Source organism: Bittarella massiliensis (ex Durand et al. 2017) (assembly GCF_001486165.1).
GTDB classification, from domain to species: Bacteria; Bacillota; Clostridia; order Oscillospirales; family Ruminococcaceae; genus Bittarella; species Bittarella massiliensis.
Genome location: NZ_LN908977.1, coordinates 698,122 through 718,634, shown reverse-complemented (window position 1 = coordinate 718,634; position 20,513 = coordinate 698,122). Strand labels below are relative to the sequence as shown.

The following is a 20,513-nucleotide window of genomic DNA, read 5'->3' as shown; positions in this document are numbered from 1 at the left end:
GGCCGCTTTTTGCGTGCGGGACACGGCGATGGGCACTCCGTCCCTCAAAAACTGTGCAAACGTTTGCCAGCAATTTCTCAGAATCTGGCAATGGTCACAAAATTTCCTGAAAAGAGTCTCCGTTTTTCTGTTGCAGAGAAACGCAAAACACCCTGTCTTCCAGCAGGTCAATGGGATTACAAAGCCGATCTGCGCACAATTTTTGATAGCTTTCAATGGCTTCTGTCAGCTCTTTTTCAGTCACTTGTGGAGAGGTGCGCACAGATACCGTGACCACGCCCTCTCCCCTCCCCTCCCCGGGCTGAATGTAGGGGGCGGCGCTGGCAATCAGCCCCCACTCGCTCTTGTAGCCGTCCAGCCGCCGGTTGAGGAGGAGGTACCCCAGGTATTCCTGGGCCCCCAGCGGGTAGGAGCGCTCCTCCTCCGCACGGAGGGCCCGCACCGCGCCCGCGCCCAGCGGCCCTGCTTCAACGATCGGCAGAGTGACCCTCTCGTCGGCCAGGTCGCGGATCTCGGCAAAGCCGAACTGGCCGTTTTCCTCCCGGGTGAGGCCCATCCACTCCTCGCTGTATTCGCCGGTGTAGGCGTAAATTTTGGCGCTCGGCCGGATGCGCAGCTGCTCGATGAAGAACTGCCGCAGCAGGGGCAGGTTGCCCCGGTAGACCAGTTCGTCGGAGACAAAGACCTGGTCAGCGCTGTCCAAAAAGACCTCCCGCTGGGAGAGCTGGCGCTGCAGGTCGCCCAGGTCCTCCCCCCGCAGGGTGAGGTATTGGTTCTCCTCCGGCTGCAGGATGCAGAGGACCGCCGTGTAGCCGCGCTCATCCCCCTGCAGCGCCAGGGCGCGAACGATCTTGCGGCGGCTGATCTGCTGTCCGCCGGCACAGCCGGTGAGCAGCAACAGACAGCAGAGCAAAGCTGTCGCCACACTAGTGAACCGCTTCACCGCGAGCACCTCCTCTCCTCTTCTCCCCTCCGTTTGTCGCCCGCTTATAAAGCACGTAGAGCAGGGGCAACAGCGCCAAGGTCAGGGGGGCAAAGCAGCCCTTGACCACGGCCGTGAGCCACTCATATAGCCGGTTGCTGGCCCCCACCGCCACCGAGAGGGCGGCCACCAGGGCCAGCACCGTCCAGGCCCCACTGTTGTAGCGGCGGTCGGGCAGCACCCCTTGCAGGGCGGTGCAGAGGGCCAGCAGCAGGGCGGTCACCCGCGCAAAGGAGATGAGCACCCAGATGACCAGGTAAAAGGAGTCCAGCCGCTGGACCACCGACAGGTCGGAGGAGACGGCCAGGGCGTAAAAGGGGTACTGCTGCGTCTGGGCGTAGTTCCCCAGGGCCAGCTTCACCAGTAGGGATAGGCCCACCGACCCGCCGGTGGCCAGCCAGAAGTAGCCCTGAAAGACCGAGGGGGTGCGCTGCGCCAGGTGCTTGACCAGGGTGAAGAGGAGCAGCAGCTCCACATTCGACTGCAAGACGGCGACAAAGGTCCCCCAGAGTCCGTTCCACCGCACCTGCGAATAGGCCCGCAGGGCCGACGGCTCCACGTTCCCCACCGTGCCGAAAAAGATGAGGGCGACGGAGAGGGCGGCGCAGACAAAAATTACCGAAGCGGTGCGGGCAAAGCTCTCGATCCCCACCACCACGCCGAAGATGAGCACCCCCAGGAAGGGGAGCAAAAAGACCAGATAGCTGCTCTGAGGGAAGATCTCCCGGTTGAGAAAGCGGACAAAACCGCAGATGGAGTGGGCGGCGGCCAGCCCCAGAAAGGCCGCCAACAGCCCGTTGTAGAGCCGCCCCAAAGGCCGGTTGTACAGGAGCATGAAGTCGCAGAGGTTCTTGCCAGTGCCGTCCTCCAGCGCGAAAAAGAGGGCGCCGATCCCCCAGACGGCCAGGTTGCCCAGGACCAATCCGGCAATGCTGGAGCCAAACTCCACCTGTCCGGCGGTGGCGCGGGGGTAGTAGGTCAGGTAGCTGAAGAGGTTGGAGAGGACCAGCAGCAGGGCAAACTGCTTGCGGCCGATATACTGTATCCCCTTATGCATCGCCGTGCCCCCCATCGCTCTGCACCGAGGAGCCGGGCAGATCCTGTACGATGCCGCTGCGGCTCCTCTGCAGGGTGGGCCAGCTGGCCCGCACAAAGACGTCGCGAAACGCCGCCTTGCCAAAGGGGGAGATGGGGCTGGTATAGGGGATGCCGAAGGTGTTGATGGAGCAGAGGTTGAGCAGTAGCGCCAACAGCCCCAGTGAGATGCCGTAGAGCCCCCAAAAGCCCCCCAGCAGGATAAAGGCGAACTTGAGGATGGTCACCGGCTCGTAGAGGTTCGGCACCACAAAGGAGCTGACGGCTGTCAGGGCCACGATCAACACCATGGGGGTGCCGATGAGGCCGGCCGAGACCGCCGCATCGCCGATGACCAGGGCCCCGACGATGCTGACGGCGTGCCCCACCGATTTGGGCAGCCGCAGCCCCGCCTCTCTCATGATTTCAAAGATGATGTGGATGATGAGGGCCTCCACCATCAGCGGGAAAGGCGTTCCCTGCTGCGCTTCGATGATCTTGACCAGCAGCTCCTTGTGCAGCAGCTCCGGGTGGTGGGTCACCACCGCCACATAGCCGCCGGGGAGGAGGAAACTGATTGTAAAGGCCAAGAACTTTAAGCAGCGGATAAAGGTCACGTAGTAGGGGCGCTGGGCGTAGTCGTCCAGCGACTGAAAGTTTTCGCTGAAGAGATAGGGCGCCACCAGCACAAAGGGGGTGCCGTCGATGAGGATCCCCACCCGGCCCTCCATGATTTTGCCACAGAGGGTGTCCGGGCGCTCGGTATACCCCACCCCGGAGAAGAGGGAGGCGTTCTTCTTGTCCAAAAACGGGGTCACGTAGCCGCTGTCCAGGATGGCCTCCAAACGGATGGTGCCCAGCCGCTCCTTGATTTCCGCCAGCACCTTGGCGCTGACCTTATCGGTCATGTAGACCAAAAAGACGTCGGTCTTGCTCTCGCTGCCCAGGTTCATGTATTCAAATTTCAGGTGGGGGCTCTTCATCCGCCGGCGGATCATGGTCAGGTTGATGCGGGCGGCCTCCACAAACCCCTCCCTGCTCCCCCGCATATTCTGCTCGTTCCCCGGTTCGGAGATGGAGCGAAAATTGAACCCCTGCACCCCCAGAGCCAGCCCTTTTTCGCAGCCGTCGATGAGCAGCACCGCAAAGCCGGACATGGCAAATTGCAAAACCTCTTCCCGGGTGAGGACCACCTTCTGGTCGGCGGCCAGAAAATCGGTCCGCCCCAGGGTCAAAAAGAGCTCTTCCGGCTCTTGGATGCAGGCGTCCCGGTACTCGCGCAGGGGCTCGATGATCAATTCCGCCAGGGTGCCGATGCCGATCATCCCCTCGCAAAAGACCAGTTCGCACCGGTGCCCCGCCAGATGGATGGATTTATTTAAAAAGTCGGAGCTGTTTTGCACCAGCGCCCGCAGGGCGACGATGTTCTCCGTCAAATCGGCGCACAGTCTCATTTCCATCACCTCTCTCTGGCCTATTCTGGCCTTTTTTCCACCGCTTCATACATAATAGAGGCGGCTGACACCATACTAGCGACAGGTGATGTTATGTTAGTTTTGATTGTGCGCACGACGATACTTTACGCCATCGTCGTCATAGCCCTGCGACTGATGGGAAAGCGGCAGATCAGTGAGATGCAGCCCTCTGAATTGGTGACCACCATCCTCATCTCCAATATCGTCTCCCTCCCCATCGAGAACACCGATATCCCCATTTTGGCCGGCATCCTGCCCATCTTCCTGATCATCTGCTACGAGGTGTTCCTCTCCTTTTTCTCCCTCAAGAGCAATCGCTTCCGCAAGATGGTCACCGGCACCCCCATCGTGGTGGTGCGAGAGGGGAAGATCGTGCAAAACGAGCTGGAAAAGCTGCGGATGACCGTGGAAGACCTGCTGGAGGAGCTGCGCCTCAAGGACATCTTCTCCCTGGAAGACGTCTACTATGCCATCGTCGAGACCAACGGCAAACTCAGCGTACTCCAGCGCTTCTCCGCCGCCACCGTGCAGAATAAGGACATGCAGATCGCCGGCACCGACCCCACCCCGCAGCTGGTGGTCATCAGCGACGGCAAATTGATGGAACAGGCCCTGCGCGACTGCGGGATCGACCGCCAGTTCGTAGAGGACAAACTGGCGGCCAGCCACTGCCGCATCCCCGACGTCTTCCTCATGACCTGCGACAGCTATCGCAACATTCGCATCGTAAAAAAAGAGGGGAATTGACCCCCCCTTTCACCCATCCATGCCCGAAAAGGCATTTTACTTTACAGTATATAAGGAGGCGGTTTCGTGAAGCGCGTCATCCTCGCACTGAGCATCTTCGCCCTCTCGGTGGCCCTGGCCGTGACCTCGACCCAAATTCTCACCAACTGCTACAACGACATCAACGGCAGGCTCAACGAGGTCATCTTGCTGGCCACCGACGGCAGCGAGCAGCTGCCCGAAGAGAACGAAAAGCTGATGCAGTCCTGGGAGGACAGCAAACAGCTCATCAACCTGTTTACCAACCGCAAAAATGTGGAGGACATCGGGGTGTCCATCTACAAGATGCAGGGCTATTTGGAAAAGGGGGAACTCTCCCTCTACCTGGGTGAGTGCTACGGCGTTCGCTCCAACTTGGAGCACATCCTCAAGGGGGACAATATCACCTGGGAGATTTTGACCTAGTCACCTGCTTTCACAGCGCGCAAAAAGCGACAATGGGGCGCTCGAGAATTCGTTCTCGGGCGCCCCATTGTCGCCTTGCGTGGCAAGGCACTATTGAATGTGGGAAAATCGCTACTTTCCGTCCTTTTGCAGCAGCCGTTTGAGCTCGTCCATAAAGGAGTTGATGTCCTTGAATTCCCGGTAAACCGAGGCAAAGCGCACATAGGCCACCTCGTCGATCGCCTTGAGCTCCTCCATCACCTTTTCGCCAATTTCGGTGGAGGTGACCTCCCCCATCAGGGAGTTTAAGAAGGAGGACTCGATGTCGGCCGCCAACTCTTCCAGCTGGCTCAGGGGGATGGGGCGCTTCTCACAGGCCCGGATCAGCCCGCCCAGCAGTTTGTCCCGGTCGAACAGCTCCCTCGACTTGTCCTTTTTGATGACGATGAGGGGCAGATTTTCAATCACCTCATAGGTGGTGAAGCGGCGGCCGCAGCTGAGACACTCCCGGCGGCGGCGGATCTTCTCCCCCTCTTCGGTTGGGCGGGAATCGACGACTTTGCTCTCTGTATAGGAACAAAACGGACATTTCATATAGTTCTTCTCCCTCTCTGTGCCCGCCTTACAGCAAATCCTCCAAAACGTATTGGAGCTGAAGGGGAGCAACTTTACAGTCTACCAGCAGCTGAAAGACCTTTTCAGCCCGCCGGGAGAGCGAAGTGAAATCGGCGATCCGGCGCGATTCCCCGCTCTCATAAGACGTCACTTCAAATCCATAGCCGATGTAGTAGATCTCATTCAGTTCCCGGTACTCTCTGATCAAGTCGTAGCGGATCCTGCTTTGGAGATCTTCTGTATAGGCTGTCTTCACGATCATTTTGATTCCCTCCATACGTGTAATATGGAAGATTATACGTTGGAATCCACAATATGACAACCAAAAACATTCGACAATTTTTTCATCCACTAAGCAAATGCTCATAAATTTGCTATTTGCACAAATTCGGCTCACATCTGAACAATTTGCCATTTTTCCTGTCGGACGGGGGATGTGCCGTATCGGTCTTTCCCCCGGAGATACAGCTGACCGCCGCCTCCTTTGTTAGGTACTCTCCATCATCCTGCAAGTCGGAGGAGAGTCCCCCCTCCTGCGGGAGAGGGCCTGAGCAACCTGCAATGCCGGCCCTCTCTCAAGCGGGAGGCCCTTTTTTGACAGCGCAAGACCGGAGCTTATCCCCCTGATAGGGAAAAACAGCGCTTCAAATCGCCCTTTCTGCGGGTCCCTTGTGTACCTGCCCACAAGGGACCGGGGCTCCTCCCCCCTTCCACACCGGCTGAGTGGATGCGGTAAACCCAATCAAGGGGCAGGCTCTCCTCCCCTTTTGTCAGGCGCTTTTTAGTATAGGGGATTTTTTGATAAATTGCAACTCTGTACAGGTCAAAAAATTCCCGCCGTCCAGCGGACAGCGGGAATTTCTCTGCGCGAAAAAGGGAAATTATTTTTTCTTTTTGGCCTTGGGCGCTTTGGCGGCTTCGGCCTTCTTTTTGGCTTTGTGCTCCTGCCAAACCACCCACAACGGGCCGCTGATGCAGAGGCTGGAGTAGACGCCGGAAATCATGCCCACGATCATGGGGAAGGCGAAGGTCAGGATGGTGGTGACGTTGAAGATCAGCGCCACGATGCAGACCACGCTCATGGCCATAACGGTGGTGATGGTGGTGTTCATGGTGCGCACAAAACTCTGGTTGATGCTCAGGTTGACCCGTTCGGCCACCGGCGTCGAGCGGTGCAACTGGGTGTTCTCGCGGATGCGGTCGTAGATGACGATGGTGTCGTTGATCGAGTAGCCCAGAATGGTCAAAACGACGGCAATGAAGTTGTCGTTGAGGGGGATGCGGCAGAGGGTGAAGACCGCAAAGACCATGACCACGTCGTGGAGCAGGGCCACCACAGCCATGACCCCAGCCGACCAACCGCCGATTTTGCGAAAGCGCAGGGCGATGAAGAGGATCATCAGCACGGCGGCAAAGACCACAGCGGCAATGCACTTGAGGAAGAACTCGCCGCCCATGGTGGGATCGACGCTGTCGATCGACTCCTGGGTCAGCTCGTTAGCGGCAAATTTTTCATCGAGCATCGACTGGATCGAACTGACCTTGTCGATGGAGATGGTGCCCGAATTGGGCAGGGAGATCACCACATTCTGTTTGCCGGTGGCGCTGTTTTGCGAGTACTGCAAGTTGAGGTGCTGGCCGTCCAGCGCCGCCTTCATCTCGCTTTCAAAGGAGGATTTGTCCAGCTCGCCCTGATAGGAATAGGTGATGATGGCGCCGCCGGTGAACTGGATGTCCCGCTTGACGCCGAAAATCACCGAGACCAGGATGGTCACCGCCACAATGGCCAGGGAGATGGTGAAAAAGATTTTTCGCTTGCCGACGATATTCATGTTACTCTTCATCTTTTTTACCTCCGTACAGCCATTTGGAGCCAAAGCACTTGAACTTGGAGACGGACCTGAGCATCAGTCGAGAGGCGCCCATGCCCATGACAAAGTTCATGAGCACACCCACCAGCAGGGTGTAGCCGAAGGAGTAGATCGAACCGGTGATGGCCGAGGGGAAGAACTGGAAGATGGGTTTGAGCAGGGTGGCAAACATGCTTGCCGGCGGGCCGAAGGCCCCCATGAGGATGATGGCCACGATGATGACGGTGATGTTGCCGTCAAAGATGGCGGAGAAGGCGCGCTTGTAACCGGATTGGATGGCCGCGTTCACCGATTTGCCGGAGCGCAGCTCTTCCTTGATGCGCTCGGCGGTGATGACGTTGGCGTCCACCCCCATGCCGATGGCGAGGACGATGCCCGCTATGCCCGGCAGGGTGAGGGTAAAGCTGGGGAAGGGGGCAAAGTAGCCCGAGATGGCGGCGATGGCGCCGGCCGTCTGCCCCACCAGGGCAATGGAGGCGACAGCGCCCGGCAGCCGGTAGACGATGATCATGTACAGGCAGACCAGCAACAGCGCGATCCCGCCGGCCAACACCATGGCGTCTTTGGCGTCCAGCCCCAGAGTGGGGTTGATGGTGTTGTAGTTGTCGGCCGTCAGGGCAAAGGGCAGGGCGCCGGCGTTGATTTTGTCGGCCAGCTCCTTGGCGCTCTCGGCGTCAAAGTTGCCGGAGATGGTGGCGATCCCGTCGGTGATGTGGTCTTTTACATTGGGGTAGCTGATCATCTGGTTGTCCAGCCAGATGGAGATGATCCCGTTGCTGGGGGCCAGCTTGGCGGTGGCCTCCGAGAACTTCTCCTTGCCCGAGTCGTTGAGTTCCAGCTGCACCACAAACTGGGCGCTGCTGCCGCTCTGGCTGCTGGTCTGGCCGGCCTTGGCGCTCTTGACGTCGCTGCCGGTCAGGATGATGTTGGTGGCCGTCGTCCCTGCCGGGGCGCCGGTGCTGTCGGTGCTGTTGCCCTCGCGGAAGGTCAGCTCGGCGGTCTCCCCCAACTCCTTGATGGCGTTTTCGGGGTTGAAGTCGCTCTCCCCCTCTTTCCAGGGGAAGCGGACGATGATGCGGTCGTTTTGATAGTCGGTGTAGACCTCGCTGTCGGTGATATTCTGGGACACCAGGCGCTGTTTGATGACCGACTCGGCGGCGGACATCTCGTCGTCAGTCGCCTCCACATCGGCAGGCGGGGTAAAGGTCACGTCTACGCCGCCGCGGATGTCGATGCCCCACCGGATGCTGTCAACGCCCTTGATGATGATGTTTTCCACATCGCCATACCGGGTGCTGATGCCCGCAATTGCGGTATAAGCCAGCAACACGATGAGTGCAAAGACAACGAAAAATGTGATTTTTCCTCTCTTTTTCACCGGTGAAACTCCTCCAGTTGCAATTTTGAGCGGTGCAGTTGAAAAGCGGCGGAACCGGTCTGCTCCAACCGGCGCTCCCCCGCTCACAAAAGGCACCGTACACATACCGTTCATTATAGGCAAAAAGAGGGGAAAAGTCAAATATCCAGGCGAGGGCGCATCGGGTCTAGAGCCGGTTTTCCGGCAGAGGGACGAGGCCCCCTCCCCCCTTCCCGCACCCTCGGGGCGGCAGGCGGCCCCTGTCCTTCCGACGGGCGATCCAACCGGCGTTCAGGGGCGGTGTCTGTCCCTGTCGGCCCCTTCTGCCAAAACTTGCCTTCAGCGGCCTTTTCCCCGCCGTCAAAAGCGCGGCGGACCCGGCCATACTGGGTCCTTGACCATCCCAACTGCCGAACGGGTATGCGCGCTTTCCCGCCAAAAGGCCCCTTTGGCCGCAATGGAGACGATCAGCCGTCGCTGGAGACCAGAAAGCCCCTTCATCCTGCCAGCTTGAGGTGTCCGTCGGGAGCATGCGGCGCGCGGCCACAGCCCTTCCTTTTGACGCCCTCTGTACAAAAAGAGCAGACGCCCGTGAGGCGTCTGCTCTTGGGGAGAGGCGAGTTCACCTCTCCGCCCTCTTCTCTTTTCAGGCGGCCTTTTGTTCCAGCCGCTTTTCCAGCGAGGCGATGCGGGTCGCCAGACAGAGGATAGAGATGGCGCTCTCCAGCTCTTCCAGCGGCGGGTAGGTGGGGGCGATGCGGATGTTGGCGTCATCGGGGTCCTTGCCGTAGGGGTAGGTGGCGCCCACCGGGGTCAGTTTGACCCCCGCCTCCTGGCAGAGCTGCTCCACCCGTTTGGCACAGCCGGGTTCGGTGTAAAAGCTGATGAAATAGCCCCCTAAAGGCTTGGTCCAGCGGGCGATCCCCAGGCCGCCCAGCTCCCGCTGCAACATCTGCTCCACCAATTCAAACTTGGGCCGCAGGATGTCGGCGTGTTTCTTCATGTGCTCGGCTATCCCCTGGGCAGAGCCGAAGAAGCGGACGTGGCGCAGTTGGTTGATCTTGTCAAAGCCGATGGTCTGGGGGACCGTCAGGGCCTTGATGCGGGCCATGTTCGCCCGGGAGGCGGCGATCACCGCCACCCCGGCGCCGGGGAAGGAGATTTTCGAGGTGGAGGCAAAGACAATGGGCCGGTCGGGACAGCTCGCCTCTTCGCAGCAGCGCAGAATGTCCAGCACCCGGTCGCGCCGGTCAGGGTAGAGATCGTGCACCATGTAGGCGTTGTCCCAGAAGATGGTGAAGTCCTTGGCGGCGGGCTTCATGGCGGCAAACCGCCGCACCGTCTCATCGCTGAAGCTGGTGCCCTCGGGGTTTTGGTACTGGGGCACACACCAGACCCCTTTGATGAGGGGATCGGCCGCCGCCAGCGCCTCCAGTCGGTCCATGTCCGGCCCCTGCGGAGTCATGGCCACCGGGATCATCTCGATGTCCAGCGCCTCGCAGATGCCGAAATGGCGGTCATACCCCGGCGCCGGGCAGAGGAATTTGACCTTCTTCTCCTTCCCCCAGGGGCGCTCGCTCCCCAGGGCGCCCTTGAGCAGGTACTTGGCAATTACATCGTACATCAGGTTGAGGGAGGAGTTGCCGCCGATGAAGATCTGATCCTCCCCCACCCCCAGCAGTTCGCCGAAGAGGCGCTTGGCCTCGGGCAGGCCGTCAAAGAAACCGTAGTTGCGGCAGTCGCTGCCGTCCTCGCTGAAGTAGTCCCCCTCCTCCCGCAGGACGTCGTACATCTCCATCGAGAGGGCCAACTGCTCGCTGCAGGGTTTGCCCCGGGACATGTCCAGGGACAGCCCCTTTGCAGCCGCCTCCCGATATGCCGCCCGGAGGGAGGACAGCTCCGCCGCTGCCTCTCTCAGCCCCATTTCTCCGTATTCCTTTGCCATCTTTCCTGCCTCCCACAAAATCTCTCTCAAACTGAAAAAAACTGCCCTGTATTGCAATTTCAAAAATAAAAAACTTGCAATTTACAGGTGCTTTTTCAAACTTTTATCTTTGTCGATTATTATATACCCTTATTTTATCGGCTGCAACCCCCTTTCATACATTTATCCAGTTATATAAAAGTGCAAGTTAAAAAGTTACATTTCTTCAAATTTCTCACAACTGCCGGTGCCTTCTCCCCCGGCCTGTTTCAAAAAAAGACGCCGGACAAGCCCTTTGGGGCCTGTCCGACGCTCTTTTTTCTCTCTTTTTAAAACTCTGCCGAGCCCGCTGTCCGGGGGAAGGGCAGCACGTCGCGGATGTTGGGGATACCGGTGATGTACATGATCAGCCGCTCAAAACCCAGACCGTACCCGGCGTGCTTGGTGCCGCCAAAGCGGCGCAGGTCCAGGTACCACTCGTAGTCCTCTTCCGCCAAGCCCAGTTCGGCCATCCGCGCCGTCAGCACGTCCAACCGCTCCTCGCGCTGGCTGCCGCCGATGATCTCGCCGATGCCGGGCACCAGCAGGTCGCAGGCCGCCACCGTCTTGCCGTCGTCGTTGATGCGCATGTAGAAGGCCTTGATCTCCTTGGGGTAGTCGGTGACAAAGACCGGCTTCTGAAAGACCTTCTCGGTCAGGTAGCGCTCGTGCTCGGTCTGCAGGTCGCAGCCCCAGAAGACCGGGAACTCGAACTGGTCTTTGTTTTTCTCCAGCAGCTCGATTGCCTCGGTGTAGGTGCAGCGGGCAAAATCGGCGCTGGCCACCCCTTCCAGCCGCTCGATGAGGCCCTTGTCAAAGAAGTTGTTGAAGAAGGCCATCTCGTCGGGGCAGTTGTCCAGCACATAGCGGATGGCGTATTTGAGCATCGCCTCCGCCAGGTCCATGTTGTCGTTCAAATCGGCAAAGGCGATCTCTGGCTCCAGCATCCAGAACTCGGCCGCGTGGCGGGGGGTGTTGGAGTTTTCCGCCCGGAAGGTGGGGCCAAAGGTGTAGACCTTGCCAAAGGCCAGGGCCATGCTCTCGGCGTTGAGCTGACCGGAGACGGTGAGGCTGGTCTTTTTGCCGAAGAAGTCCTTGCTGTAATCCACCTGGCCGTCCTCGGTGCGGGGCGGATTCTCCGCGTCCAGGGTGGTGATGTGGAACATCTCCCCTGCCCCCTCGCAGTCGCTGCCGGTGATGATGGGGGTGTGGGCGTAGACGAAGCCGTTTTCGTTGAAGAAGCGGTGCAGGGCAAAGGCGGCCACCGAGCGCACCCGGAAAGCGGCGTTAAAGGTGTTGGCCCGGGGGCGCAGATGGGCGATGGTGCGCAGATACTCCATGGAGTGGCGCTTTTTCTGCAGGGGGTATTCCGGGCTGCTGGTTCCCTCCACCGAGATGGAGGCCGCGTGGATCTCCAGCGGCTGCTTGGCCTCGGGGGTGAGGACCACCTCCCCCTCCACCGAGAGAGCGGTGCCCACATTCAGCTTGGCAATTTCCTTGAAATTCTCCACCTGGCCGTCCTGAAAAACCACCTGGAGATTTTTAAAGCAGCTCCCGTCATTGAGCTCGATGAACCCCAGCGCCTTGGATGAACGCAGGGTCCGAATCCAGCCGCAGACCGTCACCGTTTTGCCGCCGTAGGCTTCGGCCTCCCGGAAAAGCTGTGTCAGTTCCAATCTCTTCATAGTGCAGTAGCCTCCAAAAATCAGTTGATAGTTCTATTAGTATAGTACAAAATTCCGCCCAATACAACAAAAAGGGAGATCCGGCCAAAGAAAGGCGGCTCCTCCCCCCTCCTTACACCACCTGAAAGAGGTAGAATTTCAGGTAATCGGTCTCGGGCACGTTCCAGAGGATGGGGTGATCGGGGGCCTGCTGGCGGGCCTCGATCTGCCGGAGGGAGACCTGGGCGTCCGCTGCGGCGCTGACGAGCATCTTGCGAAAGAGCTCGTCTTTCATAAAGTGGGAGCAGGAGCAGGTGGCCAGATACCCGCCCCGGGGCAGCAGCTTCATGGCCCGGTAGTTGATTTCCTTATAGCCCCGCTCGGCCCCGTGTACCGTGTGGCGGGATTTGGTGAAGGCCGGCGGGTCGAGGATGATGAAGTCGTAGGTCCCCCGCCGCTCCCTGGCCAGGGCCGGCAGCAGGTCAAAGACGTTTGCCACTGTAAAGCCCATCTTCCCTTCCAAACCGTTGCGGCGGGCGTTCTCCCGCGCCATCTCCACGGCGGAGGCGGAGACGTCCACCGCCTCCACCCACTCGGCCCCGCCCTTGGCGGCGTTGAGGGCAAAGCTGCCGGTGTGGGTAAAGCAGTCTAGCACCCGCCGCCCGGCCGCCAGTTTCGCCACTGCCTGGCGGTTGTACTTCTGGTCCAAAAAGAAGCCGGTCTTCTGCCCGTTTTCAAAGTCCACCTGGTAGGCGATCCCATTTTCGGTGATTTCGGTCCGGGTCTGCGCGGGGGGCGCGACCCCGTCCAGGGGGTAAAATCCCTTGCCCTCTTCCATCCCCTCCAAACGGCGGATGGCCACGTCGTTTCGCTCGTAGATGCCGTCGATTTTCTGGCCGTCCCCGGTCAGGATCTTGTAGAGCAGCGAAAAGAGCAGACCCTTGCGCCGCTCCATCCCCAGCGAGAGGGTCTGGGCCACCAGGATGTTGTCGAACCGGTCCACCGTCAGCCCGGGAAAGGCGTCGGCCTCGCCGAAGATGAGCCGGCAGCAGCGGATGTCTTCGCCCATCACCGCCTTGCGGTAGTCCCAGGCGTAGCGCAGCCGCCGCTCCCAAAAGGCCTCGTCAAAGCGGTCGTTGGCGTTGCGGGAGAGCAGCCGGATGCGGATTTTGGAGTGGCTGTTGTAAAAGCCTGTCCCCAGGTAGCCGCCCTTGGGGCCAAAGACGTCCACCAGCTCGCCGTCCAGGCAGTCCTCCCCCGCCTGGCGCACCTCGGTGTCGTAAATCCAGGGATGCCCCCGCAGGACCGACGCCTCTGCCTTGGGACTCACCGCTGTGGCCGGATAGGGCCTGGTCTCCTTCATCTTGTCTCCTCCTCTTCCGACGCCAAAATCACCTGTCCGTTTTGGCAGACGGGGACCGATCGGCTGATGTTTAGCTGGATGCAGTAGGCGATGTCCTCCGCCAGGTCGTTTTTGAGCATGGTGCCGTAGTGGCGGGTGGGGCGCAGCAGCCCGTCCATATCCGCTCCGTAGCCTTCAAACATCTTCCAGGCGGTGTAGCCCAGGTCGTTGCAGGCGACCTCGCCGCCCCCCCATAGCTTCAGGTAGTGGATCATCGCCCCGGCGCTCACCACGTCCTCCAGGGAGAAGTTGCCCTTGGTGCCCGCACAGACGATCTGCACGTCCTCCCCCCGCCGCCAGAGGCGCTTGGCCACCGCCTCGGCGTTGTTGAGACAGCCCAGGTAGATGGCACTGGCCCGCTCGGCCTTGGCCACCGCCTTGGTGCCGTTGGTGGTGGAGAGGATGAGCACCCGCCCCCCGATCCGCGCCCGGGTGTATTCCAGGGGGGAGTTGCCGCAGTCAAATCCGGGGATGATCTGGGTCTTGCGCTCGCCCCCCAGCAGGGCCTCCCGGTAGGCGGGCACCTCCCTGCGCAGGCGGAAGGCGTCCTCCTTGTGGGCGACCGGGATCACCGCCGCGCAGCCGTTTTCCAAGGCCGCCGTGACGGTGGAGGTGGCGCGGAAGGTGTCGATCACCACCGCTGTGCTGCCGGCCAGCTGCTGCGGGTCGACAAAGTCGTGCTGGGCGTATACTGTCACTTGCATCTCGTCAGATCACCTGTCCTTCTCTTGGCTCCGGCTTATTATACGGCATCTGCCCCCATTTGAAAAGGGGCGGTCCCTCAAACGGCAAAAAAGGGCCCGGCCACCAAAAGCGGCCGGGCCCCTGTCTCCCCCGTCAGCGGATATAGGGAACGTCCTTCATAAATTTCTCAATGACCTCCCGCGGCGGGACGGTGCGCGCCCCCTTGTGGGAGATGGTGTAGCAGGCGGTGGCGTTGCCCCAGTCCACGCAGTCGCGCAGGGGGAGGCCCCGGGCCGCCGCCGAGATGAAGCCGGCGTTGAAGCCGTCGCCCGCGCCCACCGTGTCCACCACCTCCACGTCAAAGGTGGGCAGGAAGCCCTCCTCCCCGTCGGTGTAGTAGTGGACGCCGGCCGCCCCCGCGCGGGAGATGACCACCCGGTCGGGGGTCACCAGGGAGCGGGCGGCCTCTTCCGGGTCACCCTTGCCGGTGAGGGGCATGTACTCCTCCACCCCGGAGCCCAGCAGCAGGTTGGAGATGTTGACGATCCGCATCACCCTCTGCCGGAACTCCTCGGTGAGGGGGTTGGTCTCGATGCGCAGGTTCAGGTCAAAGGAGACCAAGATCCCCGCCGCCGCGCACTTTTCCATAAAGCCGATCACCGTGTCGGCCGCCGGATTGTCCCGCAGCATAAAGCCGGTGGTGTGCACCCAGCCGATTTGGGGGATGATCTCGTCCGGCAGGTCCTGCGGCCGCAGCTGCAGGTGGGAGGGGTTTTCCGGCGGGTAGACGTAGATGACCCGGTTTTTGTCCTCCCCCACCACCGCCATGATGATGACGGTGGGGATGTCGGGGTTGAGGGTCAGGTAGCGGGTGTCCACCCCGTCTTTCTCAAAGTCCTCTTTGATGAACTGGCCAAAGGAGTCGTGGCCCGCCATCCCGGCGAAAAAGACCGGCATCCCCAGCCGCCCCAGGCCGGAGGCGGTGTTGCCCACCGAGCCGCCGCCCTGCACGGCGATCTCGGGGCGGGGGCTGTTGACGTCGGCCTCGCCCCGGGCGACCGCGTCCATGATCTGGCGGGATTCGCCGTAGGGCAGGATGATGTCGGGGTTTACGTCCCCCAGGCAGAGGATGGGTTTCTCTGTTTTCAGCTGTACCATGTTCGCGCGTCCCTTTCTGTGGCATATATTTCGCCGCGTTCGGCGCAGTTTCCGTCCCCATTATAGCACGGGCCCTGCCGGAGAAGCAATTGAAAAGGCGATTCCCCGCCGCCAAAATCCGCTGTGTTTGGCGGCCCGCTTTTGCGCGGCCGGTGAAAAGGACGCCCTTTTTTCGGCAATTGGGCGATTTGCCGAAATGCCCCCCTTTCCCCAGCGGCTCAGCCCCGCCGAAGCCCCAGCCAGAAAAAGAGGAGGGCGCACAGCGGCAGGCAGACGCAGAGGATCCGGCAGGTCAGGAGCACCGCCCCGCTGCGCTCCCTGCGGCGCAGCAGCCGCAGGCACCAGAAGAGGGCCGCCAGGGCGTAGAGGCAGAGTAGCCAGAGCAGCAGGGCGGACGCGTCAAAGCGGTAGACGCTCTCCCCCCGGCAGGCCAGGTCCGACAGGGGGAGGGCCAACAGCCCCATCCACCCCAGGCGAAGCAGAAAGGGGGCCAATCGGGCGCTCTCCCCCCGCCGCACCAGCTTCCCCCAGCAGACGGCGGCCGGCGCCGAGAGGGGCGCCCCCAAAAAGAGGGCCGCCCACAGAGGGGATACGGCCCCCTCCCCCAGCAGATGGGAGAGGCCGCAGCAGAGGAAGAGACCGCCCAAAAAGGCCGCCACCGCCAGCACCCCCACCCGCCTGCTCCCCCTGCTCCTGGCCGCCCTGCTGGCCTTTACCGGCTGCGGCAACGACTCCAACGGCTCCCCCCGCAGCGGGCCGTCCGCCAGCGCCCGGACAGGCGGTCGCCGCAGCTCCCGCCGGTAGGTCAGCTCCACCCCGCCCAGCAGCAGGAGGACAGGGGTCAGCGCCCCCACCGGCCCTAGGGGGATGTCCATTCCAAAGGCGGGCAACAGCACCACCGCCCCACAGCCCCCCAACAGGCAGAGCACCCGGCGGCCGCTGACCTCTCCCCACGAAAAAGCCGTCTCCAGCGCCGCCAGAAGGGCACAGCCCCCGGCGGCCGCCCAGAGCAGCAGCGCCCCGCCCACGCCACCCAAAGTCAGGTCTGCCCGGCGGGACCACCCGGCGCAGAGGGCCGCTCCCCAGAGGGGCAGGGCGGCCGCCGCCGCCATCCAGGCCGTGGGTTCCCCGCCGCGGGCCCGCCCCCACAGCTCCCCGTAATAGGCCAGCTTTACGGCGGTGTAGCTCTCCCCCACCGCCGCGGCCAGCACCAGCATCCACCACATTGTCCTCTCTCCCCTTTTTTCCTCTCGCGCCGCCCTCCCTTCGGGCAGACGCCTCTCTATCCCTATGCGCGGGCGGGAGAAAAAAGAGCGTCCACCCCCTCCCGCGCCGATGGAAACGTTTTTCCTTTTTGTCATTTTGTGCTATACTGGGAAAAACAACTTTTATCAAGGGGGTATATTTGCAATGAAGTGCAGAGCAGACTTCCCCGTCAAAGGGGCCATTTTCGACATGGACGGCACCCTGCTTGACTCCATGCACCACTGGCGGGTGTGGGACTTCGCGGTGCTAAAGTCGTGGGGCCTCACCCTCACCGAGGCGCAGGAAGAGGAGGCGAGGGCGCTGATGACCGACAAAAAGCTCATCGACCGCGCCCAGTACCTCGTCGACCGCTACGGCCTGAACGCCACCGCGCAGGACGTTTTTGACCGCTGGCTGCTGCGTATCGGCGCGGCCTACGAGGGGGAGATCCAGTGCAAGCCCATGGTCCCCCAATACCTGCAGGCCCTGCACCAAAGCGGCGCCAAAGTGGGCATCGCCACCATGACCGGGCGCGACTTCTCCCGCGCCGCCCTGGAGCGGCTGGGCCTCTGGGACCAACTGGACTTCTTCCTCACCGCGCAGGAGACCGGCATCAGCAAACGGGACCCCGACATCTTTCTGCGCGCGGCCGAGTGCATCGGCCTCCCCCCTGCCCAGTGCACCGTCTTTGAGGACAGCCTCTACGCCATTGAGACGGCCAAAAAGGCCGGGTTTCAAGTCTGCGCCATCTTCGACGAGACCGCCAGGGAGGACTGGCCGCAGATCTGCGCCCTCGCCGACCGCCACATCGAGAGCTTTGCCGAACTGCTGGAAGACTAAACCGCCATTCAAAAGGGCCCCCGCCGGACGATCTGTCCGACAGGGGCCCTTTTCTTTTCCGTTCATTGCCGCGGGCGCTCGCTCTCCCATTTTTTCAGCCAGCAGCGAGTCATGGCCACAAAGGTCTCGGGCTGATCGATGGCCAACTGGTGCCCGGCGTGTTCCAGCAGGGCCAGGGTGGCCCGGGGGTAGTGGGGCAGCAGTTCGAGCATCTCCTCATACCCCACCACGTCGTCCTGCCGCCCCAAAAAGAGGAGGGCCGGGGCGTCGACGGTCTTCCCCTCTTCCGGCAGCCGGGCATAGCCGTAGCCGGTGCGGACGATGGCGTCCAGATAGCCCGCGTCAAAGCGGTCTTTCACCCCGTCGATCTCCCGCTGCCAGGCGGCATAGCTGCGCCGGTTTTGCACCGCGATCGCCCCGCCATAGGCCTCCCTCTCGGGCTGGGGAAGGGCCTGCACGAAGGCCGGCTCCTCCACCAGCGGCACGAGGGGCGGCAGGACGCGCTGGGCGTGCACCGGGTTGGCCACCGGGCAAAGGAGGATGCCCCCCGCCGCCCGGCTGTCCTCTGCCGCCAGCAGCCCCCGCACCAGGTACCCGCCGTAGGAGTGGCCCGCCACCAGATAGGGGACTTTCTCCCCCACCACCCGGTCGATGAAGGCGCGCACAAAGGCCAGCATCTCGTCGGTGTTTTGCACCCGCGCACAGGGCGGGGTTTCCCCCATCCCCGGCAGGTCCAGGTAGATGCGCCGGTAGCCCGGCAGGTCGGCAAACACCGGCTCCAGGCGCTCGGTCATCTGCAGGCGGCAGCCGGTCCAGCCGTGGATCGCCACCAGGGGCAGCCCCTCGCCCCGCTCCTCATAGGCCACCGGTGTGCCCCATATCTCCGCCTTCATCCTCTCTCCTCCTCTGAAAACAGCTTTTTGGCGATGTCGGCCGACTGCTTGGCGTCCCTGGCGTAGTAGTCCGCGCCGATTTTTTGGGCGTATTCGGGGGTCAGCACCGCGCCCCCCACCATCACCCGGCACTCCGGCAGGGCGGCTTTGAGAGCGGCAATGGTCGCCTCCATGCTGCCCAGGGTGGTGGTCATCAGGGCCGAGAGCCCCACCAGCTTGACCCGGTGTTCCCTGGCCGCGCGCACCACCTCTTCCACCGGCACGTCCCGCCCCAGGTCGATGACAGAAAACCCATAGTTTTCCAAAATCACCTTAACGATGTTCTTGCCGATGTCGTGGATGTCCCCCTTGACGGTGGCCAGCACGATCCGCCCGCCGTCGCCCTGGTCGCTGCCGGCCGCGGCGATGGCCCCCTTGACCGCGTCAAAGGCCCGGCCCGCCGCCTCGGCCGACTGGATGAGCTGGGGCAAAAACAGGGTCCCCCTCTCAAACTCCTCCCCCACCCGGTCCAGGGCGGGGATCAAGAAGCGGTTGACGATTTCCAGGGGGGGATGGGTCTCCAGCAGGGTCAGGGTGCACGCCCGGGCCCGCTCCCCCAGCCCACCGCGGATGGCCTCGGCCACCGCCTCCTCGGCGTTTTCCGCCGCAGGGACGCCCGCCTGGGGGGCGGCCTCCCTCTCCCCACCGTAGGCGGCAATGAAGGCGGCCGCGCCCGCGTCCAGGTTGGCCAGCACCCGGTAGGCCCGCACCGTGTCCATCATGGCCGCGGCGTTGGGGTTGAGGATGGGCAGGTCCAGCCCCCTCTGCAGGGCCATGGCCAGAAAGGTGCGGTTGACCAGCTCCCTGGCCGGCAGCCCGAAGGAGATGTTGGAGACCCCCAGCACCGTCTTGACCCCCAGCTTCTCTTTTACCAGGGAGACGGCCTTCAGCGTCTCCATCACCCCGTCCTGCTGGGCCGAGGCCGTCAGCACCAGGCAGTCGATGTAGATGTCCTCCCGGGGGAGGCCGTGTGCCAGGGCCGCCTCCACGATCCGCTCGGCCACGGCCAGCCGCTCCTCTGCCCGGCTGGGGATCCCCGCCTCGTCCAGGGTCAGCCCCACCACCGCCGCGCCGTACTTTTTGCACAGGGGCAGCACCCGGTCGAGGGAGGCCTTCTCCCCGTTGACCGAGTTGACCAGCGGCTTGCCGCAGTAGACCCGCAGCCCCCGCTCCAGCGCCGCCGGGTCGGTGGTGTCGATCTGCAGCGGCAGGTCCAAAATGGCCTGCAGCCGCTTGATCGCCTGTTCCATGGCGGCGGGCTCGTCGATGCCCGGCATCCCCACGTTCACGTCGAGGATGTCGGCCCCGGCCCGCGCCTGGGAGATGCCCTGGGCCAGGATGTAGTCCCAATTCCCCTCGGCCAGGGCCGCTTTGAACCGCTTTTTCCCAGTGGGGTTGATCCGCTCGCCGATGACCCGCGGCCGGTCCACCGCCACCACCCGCGAGGGGGAGCAGACCGCGCTGACGCGCGCCGCGGTCCGCCGGGGCGGGGTTTTCCCCTCCACCAGCGCCGCGATCTGGCGGATGTATTCGGGGGTGGTGCCACAACAGCCCCCCAGCAGGGTGACCCCCAGCTCCAAAAAGGGGGCCAGGTCGGCGGCGTACTGGCTGGGCGACACGTCGTAGCGCCCCTCCTCCAGGTTGGGCAGCCCGGCGTTTGCCTTGACGATCAGGGGCAGATCGGTCCACCCGGCCAACTCTTTGGCCAGGGGGTAGATGTCCCGGGGGCTCAGCGAGCAGTTGATGCCCAGCGCCTGCACCCCCAGCCCTTCCAGCGTCAGGGCCATGGCGGGGATCGAGACCCCCGTAAAGGTGTGCCCGCCCTTTTCAAAGGTCATGCTCACCCAGACCGGCAGGTCGCAGACCTCTTTGGCCGCCAGCACCGCGGCCTTGGCCTCCAACAGGTCGGTCATGGTCTCGATCACCACCAAGTCGGCCCCGGCGGCGGCCCCGGCGCGCACCTGCTGGGCAAAGAGGTCCACCGCCTCCTCAAAGGGGAGGCTGCCGCTGGGCTCGAGCAGTTCGCCGATGGGGCCGATGTCCAGCGCCACCCGGCAATCGCTGCCATCGGCCGCCCGGCG

At 62.4% G+C, this 20,513-nt stretch carries 18 protein-coding genes; 3 read left to right on the top strand and 15 right to left on the bottom strand.

Features of this window, described 5'->3' with window-relative positions; genetic code table 11:
• Positions 1-94: 94 nt before the first annotated feature.
• From BN3266_RS10330 to BN3266_RS10320, 3 genes are read right to left on the bottom strand one after another with little or no spacing between them, the layout of a single operon-like run.
• Positions 95-943, bottom strand: coding sequence for a hypothetical protein (locus BN3266_RS10330; RefSeq protein ID WP_154669060.1), 849 nt, complete (start codon positions 941-943; stop codon positions 95-97).
• Positions 927-2,039, bottom strand: coding sequence for a GerAB/ArcD/ProY family transporter (locus BN3266_RS10325; RefSeq protein WP_059005087.1), 1,113 nt, complete (start codon positions 2,037-2,039; stop codon positions 927-929). Before BN3266_RS10325 ends, BN3266_RS10330 begins: the two co-directional genes overlap by 17 nt.
• Positions 2,032-3,516: a spore germination protein gene (locus BN3266_RS10320; protein ID WP_021659091.1), complete on the bottom strand. Its 1,485-nt coding sequence runs from the start codon at positions 3,514-3,516 to the stop codon at positions 2,032-2,034. The genes BN3266_RS10325 and BN3266_RS10320 overlap by 8 nt, the downstream gene beginning before the upstream one ends.
• Before the next feature lie 87 nt (positions 3,517-3,603).
• Between BN3266_RS10320 and BN3266_RS10315 the strand changes: the two genes are divergently transcribed.
• The gene (locus tag BN3266_RS10315) at positions 3,604-4,278 is read left to right on the top strand and encodes a DUF421 domain-containing protein (protein ID WP_075109738.1); all 675 of its coding nucleotides are present in this window, start codon (positions 3,604-3,606) and stop codon (positions 4,276-4,278) included.
• A gap of 66 nt (positions 4,279-4,344) precedes the next feature.
• Positions 4,345-4,722, top strand: coding sequence for a DUF4363 family protein (locus BN3266_RS10310; RefSeq protein ID WP_059005085.1), 378 nt, complete (start codon positions 4,345-4,347; stop codon positions 4,720-4,722).
• 111 nt (positions 4,723-4,833) lie between these two features.
• Here the strand turns inward: BN3266_RS10310 and nrdR are convergent, their stop codons facing one another.
• From nrdR to BN3266_RS10260, 10 genes are all read right to left on the bottom strand, one after another.
• A complete protein-coding gene (gene nrdR / locus BN3266_RS10305) occupies positions 4,834-5,295 on the bottom strand; it encodes a transcriptional regulator NrdR (protein WP_021659088.1) in 462 nt (153 codons plus the stop codon).
• Between the two features lie 28 nt (positions 5,296-5,323).
• On the bottom strand, positions 5,324-5,578 hold the full coding sequence (locus tag BN3266_RS10300) for a DUF6514 family protein (RefSeq protein ID WP_059005084.1): 255 nt from the start codon (positions 5,576-5,578) through the stop codon (positions 5,324-5,326).
• A 619-nt stretch (positions 5,579-6,197) separates the two neighbouring features.
• Positions 6,198-7,160, bottom strand: a complete 963-nt coding sequence (secF, locus tag BN3266_RS14095; RefSeq protein WP_059005083.1) for a protein translocase subunit SecF — start codon at positions 7,158-7,160, stop codon at positions 6,198-6,200.
• Positions 7,150-8,565, bottom strand: a complete 1,416-nt coding sequence (gene secD / locus BN3266_RS14090) for a protein translocase subunit SecD (protein WP_059005082.1) — start codon at positions 8,563-8,565, stop codon at positions 7,150-7,152. The genes secF and secD overlap by 11 nt, the downstream gene beginning before the upstream one ends.
• 625 nt (positions 8,566-9,190) lie before the next feature.
• Positions 9,191-10,489: an aspartate aminotransferase type Ic gene (locus BN3266_RS10285; protein ID WP_242861757.1), complete on the bottom strand. Its 1,299-nt coding sequence runs from the start codon at positions 10,487-10,489 to the stop codon at positions 9,191-9,193.
• Between the two features lie 308 nt (positions 10,490-10,797).
• The gene (gene asnS / locus BN3266_RS10280; RefSeq protein ID WP_059005081.1) at positions 10,798-12,192 is read right to left on the bottom strand and encodes an asparagine--tRNA ligase; all 1,395 of its coding nucleotides are present in this window, start codon (positions 12,190-12,192) and stop codon (positions 10,798-10,800) included.
• Between the two features lie 112 nt (positions 12,193-12,304).
• Positions 12,305-13,534 (bottom strand): class I SAM-dependent rRNA methyltransferase, encoded by a 1,230-nt coding sequence (locus BN3266_RS10275; protein WP_059005080.1) that lies wholly within the window; start codon positions 13,532-13,534, stop codon positions 12,305-12,307.
• On the bottom strand, positions 13,531-14,277 hold the full coding sequence (locus BN3266_RS10270; RefSeq protein ID WP_059005079.1) for a 2-phosphosulfolactate phosphatase: 747 nt from the start codon (positions 14,275-14,277) through the stop codon (positions 13,531-13,533). Before BN3266_RS10270 ends, BN3266_RS10275 begins: the two co-directional genes overlap by 4 nt.
• 133 nt (positions 14,278-14,410) lie before the next feature.
• Complete coding sequence (locus BN3266_RS10265; protein WP_021659078.1) at positions 14,411-15,415, bottom strand: carbohydrate kinase family protein; 1,005 nt, start codon at positions 15,413-15,415, stop codon at positions 14,411-14,413.
• A 218-nt stretch (positions 15,416-15,633) separates the two neighbouring features.
• Positions 15,634-16,641 carry a hypothetical protein gene (locus tag BN3266_RS10260; RefSeq protein ID WP_154669059.1) on the bottom strand — a complete coding sequence of 336 codons (1,008 nt, stop codon included), beginning with the start codon at positions 16,639-16,641 and terminating at the stop codon, positions 15,634-15,636.
• A gap of 184 nt (positions 16,642-16,825) precedes the next feature.
• Here BN3266_RS10260 and BN3266_RS10255 point away from each other — a divergent pair, with 184 nt between their 5' ends.
• Positions 16,826-17,500 (top strand): HAD family hydrolase, encoded by a 675-nt coding sequence (locus BN3266_RS10255; RefSeq protein WP_059005077.1) that lies wholly within the window; start codon positions 16,826-16,828, stop codon positions 17,498-17,500.
• Between the two features lie 62 nt (positions 17,501-17,562).
• On the opposite strand, the gene BN3266_RS10250 is transcribed toward BN3266_RS10255, so the two are convergent.
• Positions 17,563-18,393: an alpha/beta fold hydrolase gene (locus tag BN3266_RS10250; RefSeq protein WP_059005076.1), complete on the bottom strand. Its 831-nt coding sequence runs from the start codon at positions 18,391-18,393 to the stop codon at positions 17,563-17,565.
• The coding region (locus BN3266_RS10245; RefSeq protein ID WP_059005075.1) for a homocysteine S-methyltransferase family protein at positions 18,390-20,513 on the bottom strand (2,124 nt) is incomplete at its 5' end. The genes BN3266_RS10245 and BN3266_RS10250, both read right to left, overlap by 4 nt.

Bases quoted from the DNA above. Each gene is read 5' to 3' on its own strand.
- BN3266_RS10325 (WP_059005087.1), bottom strand. From the start codon at position 2,039: ATGCATAAGGGGATACAGTATATCGGCCGCAAGCAGTTTGCCCTGCTG.
- BN3266_RS10320 (WP_021659091.1), bottom strand. From the start codon at position 3,516: ATGGAAATGAGACTGTGCGCCGATTTGACGGAGAACATCGTCGCCCTG.
- BN3266_RS10315 (WP_075109738.1), top strand. From the start codon at position 3,604: ATGTTAGTTTTGATTGTGCGCACGACGATACTTTACGCCATCGTCGTC.
- nrdR (WP_021659088.1), bottom strand. From the start codon at position 5,295: ATGAAATGTCCGTTTTGTTCCTATACAGAGAGCAAAGTCGTCGATTCC.
- BN3266_RS10300 (WP_059005084.1), bottom strand. From the start codon at position 5,578: ATGATCGTGAAGACAGCCTATACAGAAGATCTCCAAAGCAGGATCCGC.
- secF (WP_059005083.1), bottom strand. From the start codon at position 7,160: ATGAAGAGTAACATGAATATCGTCGGCAAGCGAAAAATCTTTTTCACC.
- BN3266_RS10285 (WP_242861757.1), bottom strand. From the start codon at position 10,489: ATGGCAAAGGAATACGGAGAAATGGGGCTGAGAGAGGCAGCGGCGGAG.
- asnS (WP_059005081.1), bottom strand. From the start codon at position 12,192: ATGAAGAGATTGGAACTGACACAGCTTTTCCGGGAGGCCGAAGCCTAC.
- BN3266_RS10275 (WP_059005080.1), bottom strand. From the start codon at position 13,534: ATGAAGGAGACCAGGCCCTATCCGGCCACAGCGGTGAGTCCCAAGGCA.
- BN3266_RS10270 (WP_059005079.1), bottom strand. From the start codon at position 14,277: ATGCAAGTGACAGTATACGCCCAGCACGACTTTGTCGACCCGCAGCAG.
- BN3266_RS10265 (WP_021659078.1), bottom strand. From the start codon at position 15,415: ATGGTACAGCTGAAAACAGAGAAACCCATCCTCTGCCTGGGGGACGTA.
- BN3266_RS10260 (WP_154669059.1), bottom strand. From the start codon at position 16,641: ATGTGGTGGATGCTGGTGCTGGCCGCGGCGGTGGGGGAGAGCTACACC.
- BN3266_RS10255 (WP_059005077.1), top strand. From the start codon at position 16,826: ATGAAGTGCAGAGCAGACTTCCCCGTCAAAGGGGCCATTTTCGACATG.
- BN3266_RS10250 (WP_059005076.1), bottom strand. From the start codon at position 18,393: ATGAAGGCGGAGATATGGGGCACACCGGTGGCCTATGAGGAGCGGGGC.